The organism is Niastella caeni (assembly GCF_004834005.1).
GTDB classification, from domain to species: domain Bacteria; phylum Bacteroidota; class Bacteroidia; order Chitinophagales; family Chitinophagaceae; genus Niastella; species Niastella caeni.
Genome location: NZ_STFF01000001.1, coordinates 239299 through 247336 on the forward strand (window position 1 = coordinate 239299; position 8038 = coordinate 247336).

General features: G+C 42.6%; 7 protein-coding genes and 1 tRNA gene. 4 read left to right on the plus strand and 4 right to left on the minus strand.

What is annotated here, in order from left to right:
• Positions 1–141 precede the first annotated feature (141 nt).
• A complete protein-coding gene (locus FAM09_RS00985; protein ID WP_136575212.1) occupies positions 142–2385 on the plus strand; it encodes a DUF4954 family protein in 2244 nt (747 codons plus the stop codon).
• A gap of 73 nt (positions 2386–2458) precedes the next feature.
• On the opposite strand, the gene FAM09_RS00990 is transcribed toward FAM09_RS00985, so the two are convergent.
• The 3 genes from FAM09_RS00990 to era form a co-directional block, all read right to left on the minus strand.
• A complete protein-coding gene (locus tag FAM09_RS00990) occupies positions 2459–4324 on the minus strand; it encodes a hypothetical protein (protein ID WP_136575213.1) in 1866 nt (621 codons plus the stop codon).
• Positions 4325–4576: 252 nt separating this feature from the next.
• On the minus strand, positions 4577–5893 hold the full coding sequence (gene der, locus FAM09_RS00995) for a ribosome biogenesis GTPase Der (RefSeq protein WP_136575214.1): 1317 nt from the start codon (positions 5891–5893) through the stop codon (positions 4577–4579).
• A 19-nt stretch (positions 5894–5912) separates the two neighbouring features.
• On the minus strand, positions 5913–6782 hold the full coding sequence (gene era, locus FAM09_RS01000) for a GTPase Era (protein ID WP_136575215.1): 870 nt from the start codon (positions 6780–6782) through the stop codon (positions 5913–5915).
• 255 nt (positions 6783–7037) lie between these two features.
• Here era and FAM09_RS01005 point away from each other — a divergent pair.
• From FAM09_RS01005 to FAM09_RS01015, 3 genes are all read left to right on the plus strand, one after another.
• A tRNA-Met gene (locus tag FAM09_RS01005) sits at positions 7038–7109 on the plus strand.
• Positions 7110–7274: 165 nt separating this feature from the next.
• The gene (locus tag FAM09_RS01010) at positions 7275–7535 is read left to right on the plus strand and encodes a GIY-YIG nuclease family protein (protein WP_136575216.1); all 261 of its coding nucleotides are present in this window, start codon (positions 7275–7277) and stop codon (positions 7533–7535) included.
• Positions 7536–7621: 86 nt separating this feature from the next.
• Entirely contained in the window at positions 7622–7882 is a 261-nt protein-coding gene (locus tag FAM09_RS01015; RefSeq protein ID WP_136575216.1) for a GIY-YIG nuclease family protein, read from the plus strand.
• Here the strand turns inward: FAM09_RS01015 and FAM09_RS30970 are convergent.
• Positions 7828–8038, minus strand: a 211-nt coding sequence (locus tag FAM09_RS30970) for a hypothetical protein (RefSeq protein ID WP_208025506.1), incomplete at its 5' end; no start/stop codon positions are given. The two genes, FAM09_RS01015 and FAM09_RS30970, sit on opposite strands and share 55 nt — an antisense overlap.

Genomic DNA, 8038 nt, shown 5'->3' on the forward strand with positions numbered 1-8038 from the left:
CAGGCTGGTGGTAAGTAGCTAGTGGCGAGTAGGAACTCCACTAACTACTTACCACTGGCTACTAACTTGCTTCAATAATCACTTGTTTTTTTAATACCAACAATACACAACTCTCTACTCACCATTCATAATTATAGCCAAATGAATGAAATCAATCGCAAACCTCTCAATACGTTAGGGTACAATTTCATTCCTGCACCCTATTTACCAAAGGGGAAGGATGAATATTACCTGCGCAATAAACAGGTCAAGAACGGTATACATTACCGGCATTTATCAGCATACGAAATTGAAGTACTGGTACGTAACCGCAACACCTCCGATAACTGGAATAATCTGCTGGTATCAGATGCTTTCAATCCGGAATTGGTGCAAAACTGTAAGTTCTTTGGATTGGTGCGCATTGGAAAGCTGGAACCATATTACCTGGAATACCACAACCTGCGCCGGCCGGTAGGCTTCTATAACAGCACTGTTATCAGTTGCGACTTTGGCGACAATGTGGTAGTAGATAATGTGAACTACATTTCCCATTACATTATAGGCAATGGCGTTATACTGGTAAACTGTAATGAAATTGCCACTACCGATCATTCCAAATTCGGTAATGGAATTTTAAAAGAAGGCGAACCGGAGAACATCCGCATCTGGATGGAATTATGTAATGAAAATGCGGGGCGCAGTATCCTTGCCTTCGATGGCATATTGCCAGGCGACGCATTTTTATGGACCTATTTCCGCGATGATGAAAAACTGTTGAACCGCTTCAAGGAATTCACAGAGAAGAAATTCGATGCGCTCCGCGGTTACTACGGCACTATTGGCGATAGGACGGTAATTAAGAACTGCCGAATTATCAAGGATGTAAAAATTGGTAGTGACGCTTATTTAAAAGGAGCTAATAAAATAAAAAATGTAACCATTAATTCTTCCAGCGAAGCCAATACCCAGGTAGGTGAAGGTTGTGAGCTGGTGAATGGAATTATCGGTTATGGATGCCGGCTGTTCTATGGTGTTAAAGCCGTACGGTTTGTACTGGCATCGCACTCACAGCTTAAATATGGGGCCCGGTTGATCAACTCCTATTTGGGTGACAACTCAACTATTTCCTGTTGTGAAGTATTGAACTCGTTGATCTTCCCTTCGCACGAACAACACCATAACAACTCCTTTTTATGTGCAGCGTTGGTACAGGGACAAAGCAATATGGCGGCAGGCGCTACGGTGGGTTCTAACCATAACAGCCGCAGTCCGGATGGAGAGATTATAGCCGGTCGTGGTTTTTGGCCGGGCTTATGTGTAAGTTTAAAGCATAATTCCAAATTTGCCTGCTATTCCATTCTGGCAAAAGGCGATTACGCAACAGAGTTAAATATACCTATACCATTCTCGTTGATCAGCAACGATCTTAGTAAAGATCAGTTGGTGGTTATGCCCGGTTATTGGTTCATGTACAATATGTACGCCCTGGCCCGCAATGCCTGGAAGTATGTTGACAGAGATAAGCGCACAGATAAGACACAGACATTGGAGTTTCATTTCCTGGCGCCAGATTCGGTAAATGACATTTTACAGTCTTTGCCCTTGCTGCAAAAGTTCACCGGCAAAGCCTGGTTAAAGCAACAGGGCAATAACAAAAAAATGTCTGATGAAGAGATCATTTCTATCGGTCAGGTGTTGCTGGATACAAAGGACCCCGTTGTAAATGAGCTGGCTATTCTGGCAGACAACTTCGAAAATAGTCGCCGTCCGGTACGGGTCATTAAAGTGATGAGAAGTTATCACCTGTTCAAAGAATTGGTAATGTACTACCTCGTGCAACAATTGCTGGAGCACATCCATATCAACAATATCAAAACCCATGAGCAACTGATAGAAAGTCTGCCAGCCAAAACGGCCATCAATCAATGGATGAACGTAGGCGGTCAGTTGATACTTCGTTCAGAAATAGATAAGCTGAACAAGCAGGTCGTTGCAGGTAAAATAAAGGATTGGGAAGCAGTACATAATTTCTATGTGCAACAAGGTAAGAACTACCAGAATGAAAAGCTGGTCCATGCCATGGCTGCAGTTAAGGAGGTGTTTGACATCAATGTAAAGAAAGCCAGTCCGGGCATTATAAAAAGTTTGTTGCATCAAAGCATCGCCACCCGCGAATGGATGGTAAAGGAAATATACGAATCACGCGCGAAGGACTATCGCAATCCTTTCCGCAAGATGGTTTATGAAACTACCGAGGCCATGAACAAAGTAGTAGGCAAGCTGGAAGACAACAGTTTTATTAAGCAGGAACAAAAAGCACTGGAAGAATACAAAGCGGCTATTCAACAACTGGTTAACAAATTAAAGTTGGATAAAGCGAATTCAAAATTAAAAACAGCATAAAATTGAAAAAGGGGTTGACCACAGGTTAGCCCCTTTTTAATTGCTTGATGGTTGAATTGATTGATTGCATTGACTACTTTAAATAAACAAACCGCACTACATTCGAAGTTCCTTTAGGTGTAACAGCATACATGCTATACACTCCTGCTGGCAAAGTTGGCACTTCTACCGGCAAACGGTTCACGCCCCGTTCAATGATTGTTGTTATTACTTTTACATGCCTGCCGCTATTATCAACAATACATAACTTTACCTGGGTTTTTTCAGAAGCCCGGCAGGTAATTATCCGAGAACCGGAGAAGGTAACTGCCAATAACTGTAATGGGCCTCTATTATTTTCTACAACACTATTTCGGATCGCCGGTATAGGATCATCGTTCAATGCAAGCGGCCCCTCAACTGGTTCGCTGCTGCCCAGCGTAAAAGAATCAGGAGCTGTGCTCCAGGAAGTCACCTGATTACTTACTACTGACCCACGCGAACCGGCTGTACCGGTAAAAGCTGTATTACCGTAATTAACCCAAACTTGGTTATCGAGGCTGGCAACCTTTGATGTTGCAAGATTGGTTCCCACGCCACTGTTGGGTCCATTAAATGATAATTCAATGGATGCAGAAGCCAAAGGGCCGGCATCCGCGTGAATAGTCCAATAGCCAATTTGCGAAATTTGATTGATCCCGGAACCGTATGTGTTACTGATCTGTTTTGGATTGCTGTTGGTAAACTCCACATTGAAATGGCCGTTGGCATTTTTCAATGCAAGCCATCGCATGGAGCTTCCCTTTCCAACGGGGAATAAAAAATGAGTGGCGGCGGATAGCCCTTCTTTTCGAAGCGGTCCATCAATAAAGCTGTTGTCAGACAAACTATCAACTATGATACTACAGCCAGGAAGCAATTTCAATATATTAACAGCGGAAGTAATTATTTTTCCCTTCGTAAGGCTTAATTTATATGGTAATGACCAGGACGACATGAGTGTGGCTCCGGCTGTATTATTCATTTTTATGGCAACACTATCTTTTACAGTGCCTTTACAATCGATTTGCTGGTTAACGCTACCATTGAATACTATTTCCGGAAAAGCCGTGCCTCTTTCGCAAATTATACCCGTGGCGGATTGTATAAGGTGTCTGCTGATAACAGCTACCAGCGTGCGCGTAGAGTTACCCAGGTTTATGGTTCCTCCCTGCTGAATCAAATCACGCCCAATAAAAAGCGAATCAGAGAAGTTGAAGCTAAGAGTTACACCGGCCCCAACGTACAAGTCGCTTTTTACCTTAACTGTATTAGTGCCTGAAGCGGTATAAGTAACTGCTCCGTTCATAGCATTGGACAAAAATACCAGCTTGCCATAGGTACGACCACTCAGAGATACGGTGCTGGAGGCTGAGGGTATATCAAACTCAAATATTCCTTCTTCAGTACCGGGCGCTTTTGATAAAACCGTTATAATGGCAGCATGACTACTGGAACTGTTTTGTATATACCGGCCGCCATTATTAATTTTCAATGAATCAGCTATTTCAACGGGCAAGCCGTTGTTGGCACCTGATGCATTTTTGAATATGCCACCGTTTCCAATCACCATTCCATAAACAGCGCCGGAAACTTTAAAAGCAGGGATGGCCGTATTAGCAGCAGGCAGTATCAATTCAATATTATTGCCCGAAGCTGGCGTAATGGTTATTGATTTTACGTGTACGCTGCTATTACCTCCCGGCAAGGTAACGGTGTAACCGCCGGTTATATATACATTATCTAAAATTACATCGTCTGTAATGGTGGGGAGGATATCGCCGGCCCAGTTTTGGGCTGTTATCCATTGGCCATCTCCGGCTTCACCATCCCATCGGAGTTGAGCAAATGAGGGAACATAAACAAGAAGGGCAATAAAAAGCAGGGGCTGTAATGTCAGCAACAATTTTCTTCTACACATAACTGTAAAGTTTAAGCCACTTTACAGAGCCTTTGCATCGAAGATAAAAAATTAATTATTTCAGCCAAATAAAAAATTAAATATTTTTCGAATATCTGTTAGTGTAATACACAAAGCAATATGAATGGATACAATTTTACACCCATTCATATTGCTAAAACATTATATTATGGTATTTGGGTAAAAAAGAAAAGTGTTAATCTCCTTCCCTGCATGCTAAACAGCCTGGCGCTTTCCTGAAATTTTAGACATTTATTTCTTTCTAAAGAATAACCGCACGGGTACACCTGTAAATTTAAAATGCTGGCGTAACTGGTTTTCGAGATAATTTTTATACGGCTGCTTTACATCATCGGGGAAATTACAAAAGAAAGCAAACGATGGTACATGCGTAGGCAGTTGCGTTACATATTTAATACGAATAGGATTACCACGAACAACAGGTGGTTGATATGATGAAATGGCTTTCAACATCACCTCATTTAATTCGGAAGTAGGCACTTTACGTTGTTTGTTATCGTATACATCAAGGGCCACTTCAATTGCTTTATGTATTCGCAGTTTTTCCAACGCAGATATAAAAATGATCGGCACATCACTAAATGGCGCAATGCGTTTCTTTAATTCATTTTCATAATCCCGCGCGGTATTGGTTGCTTTCTCCATGGTATCCCATTTATTCACCAGCAATACAATTCCTTTTCCCTTGCGAACAGCCAGGCTGAAAATATTCAGGTCCTGGGCAGTGATCCCTTTTTCAGCATCTAAAAGCAGCAAACACACATCAGCTTCATCCATAGCTTTAATAGCCCGGATCACTGAATAAAACTCGAGGTCTTCGTGCACTTTTGTTTTGCGACGAATACCTGCTGTATCGATAAGGACAAACTCCTTTTGAAACAAATTGTAATGCGTATGAATGGTATCGCGGGTAGTACCGGCGATGTCGCTCACGATGGTACGTTCCTGGCCTATGAGGGCATTCAGCAAAGAAGACTTTCCTACATTCGGCTGACCAATGATCGCAAATTTTGGGAGTGCGGCTTCAGCCTCTATGGCAGCCACCTGGTCTTCGGTAATTAAAGCAGCCATTGCATCCAGCAATTCGCCGGTGCCACTGCCACTCATGGAAGAAAGGAAGAAGATATTATCAAATCCAAGACCATAGAACTCGGTCGCTTCCAACAGGCGTTCATGATTATCTACTTTATTCACTACCAGGAAAACCGGTTTGGCGGTACGGCGCAATACATCGGCCATAGTTTCATCGAGGTCGGTAATACCGGTAGCGGCATCAACCATAAATAACATGGCATTGGCCTCTTCCACGGCGATCATCACCTGCTTGCCGATCTCTTTTTCAAAAACGTCTTCGCTTTCCGGTACAAAACCACCGGTATCAATGATATTAAACGATTTACCATTCCAGTCGGCTACCCCATACTGGCGGTCGCGGGTAACGCCGCTAACGTCGTCCACTATTGCTTTACGCTGCTCAAGCAAGCGATTAAAAAAAGTGCTTTTCCCTACATTGGGTCTTCCAACAATTGCTACTGTAAAACCTGCCATAATGTTGCTCTAAAAATTATTAGTGATAGCCGTATTCTTTTAACATAAACTCATTATCGCGCCACTTAGGCCGCACCTTAACAAAGAGTTCCAGAAATACCTTTTGTCCAAGAAATTGTTCAATATCCTTTCTTGCTTCCGTACCTAACTGCCTGATCATTTTACCACCTTCACCCAGCAAAATGCCTTTCTGCGATTCACGGTTTACGATTATATCAGCAGCAATTTTCACTAAGGATGATTTTTCCTTAAACTCATTCACAATGACGGTCGTATGATAGGGTATTTCTTCCTGGTATAAATAAAATATCTTCTCCCGGATCATCTCCGCACAAAAAAAGCGGGTGGGCAAGTCGGTAAGTTCATCGCCTTCAAAGAAAGGAGGGCTCTCAGGTAGAAGTTGAAGAATAGCGTTGATCAACTCTTTCAAACCTGTTTTCTTCAGTGCCGAAATTCCGATCAGTGCTTTGCAATAGGGTTTTGAACCAAAGAAAGAGAAAACCTCTTCTTTTTTTGCAGCCGAAGCTTCATCCAGTTTATTGACAACGATGATAGCGGGTACTTTCAGGCGCAATGCTTCAAATATGCCGTTTACTTCATCGTGATTTTCATTAATATCAACGAGCAATAAGGCCACATCGGTATCTTCAAGCGCCTGCTTTACGGCCATCATCATTTTTTCCTGTAGTTTATATTTCGGCTCAATGATGCCTGGGGTATCGGAAAAGATGATCTGGTAATCAGGTTCAGTTAAAATGCCTTTAATGCGGTGGCGGGTGGTTTGCACTTTGGGGGATACAATAGCCAGCTTTTCGCCCATAAGTGCGTTCAGCAAGGTGCTTTTGCCCGCGTTGGGCCGTCCAAATATGCTTACAAAACCCGCTTTCATTGACAATAAAATATTTGCAAAGGTAGATTATTAAAATTTGTTTGGTTGCAAACATATATATCTTTATCTTTGCAACCCAATTAACGAAGAAGGTATCGCGAAAAGAAGGGAAAGAAATTGGATAGTTCATTAAGGATTAAGAATTTGTAAGCTCATTATATCGCGAAGTAGCGGTATTTCGTTGGGCTCATATCCGCCGGCTGGCGGACGCAGGTTCGATAAAAGCTCTTTAGAAAAAAAAGTAAAACATTATATCGCGAAGTAGAGCAGCGGTAGCTCGTCGGGCTCATAACCCGAAGGTCGCAGGTTCGATCCCTGCCTTCGCAACAAAGGAAAAGGCTCTGTAACAGGAGCCTTTTTTATTACTCTGATAGTATCATTATTGCGATGAGGCGCGGAAAACGTGGGCTCATATCCGCCAGCTGGCGGACGCAGGTTCGATCCCTGCCTTCGCAACAAAGGAAAAGGCTTCTGTAATGGGAGCCTTTTTTTATGTATACAGTCTACGTTTTATACTCCACGCGTTTTGATAAAATTTATATTGGCTACACATCCGATCTCCAAGACCGATTTAAATCCCATAACGAATTAGGCACTAAAGGCTGGACGATAAAATTTCGACCATGGGAAATTTTGCATACGGAAAATTTTGATTCCAAGACAAGTGCAATGATGCGAGAGAAGCAATTAAAATCTGCTCAAGGCAGAGCTTTTATTAAAGAATTGGTTCGAAGAAAGTACCCTTCCTTATAGGGCTCATATCCGCCAGCTGGCGGACGCAGGTTCGATCCCTGCCTTCGCAACAAAGGAAAAGGCTTCTGTAATGGGAGCCTTTTTTTATGTATACAGTCTACGTTTTATACTCCACGCGTTTTGATAAAATTTATATTGGCTACACATCCGATCTCCAAGACCGATTTAAATCCCATAACGAATTAGGCACTAAAGGCTGGACGATAAAATTTCGACCATGGGAAATTTTGCATACGGAAAATTTTGATTCCAAGACAAGTGCAATGATGCGAGAGAAGCAATTAAAATCTGCTCAAGGCAGAGCTTTTATTAAAGAATTGGTTCGAAGAAAGTATCCTTCCTTATAGGGCTCATATCCGCCAGCTGGCGGACGCAGGTTCGATCCCTGCCTTCGCAACAAAGGAAAAGGCTCTGTAACAGGAGCCTTTTTTATTACTCTGATAGTATCATTATTGCGATGAGGCGCGGTAAACGTGGGCTCATATCCGCCAGCTGGCGGACGC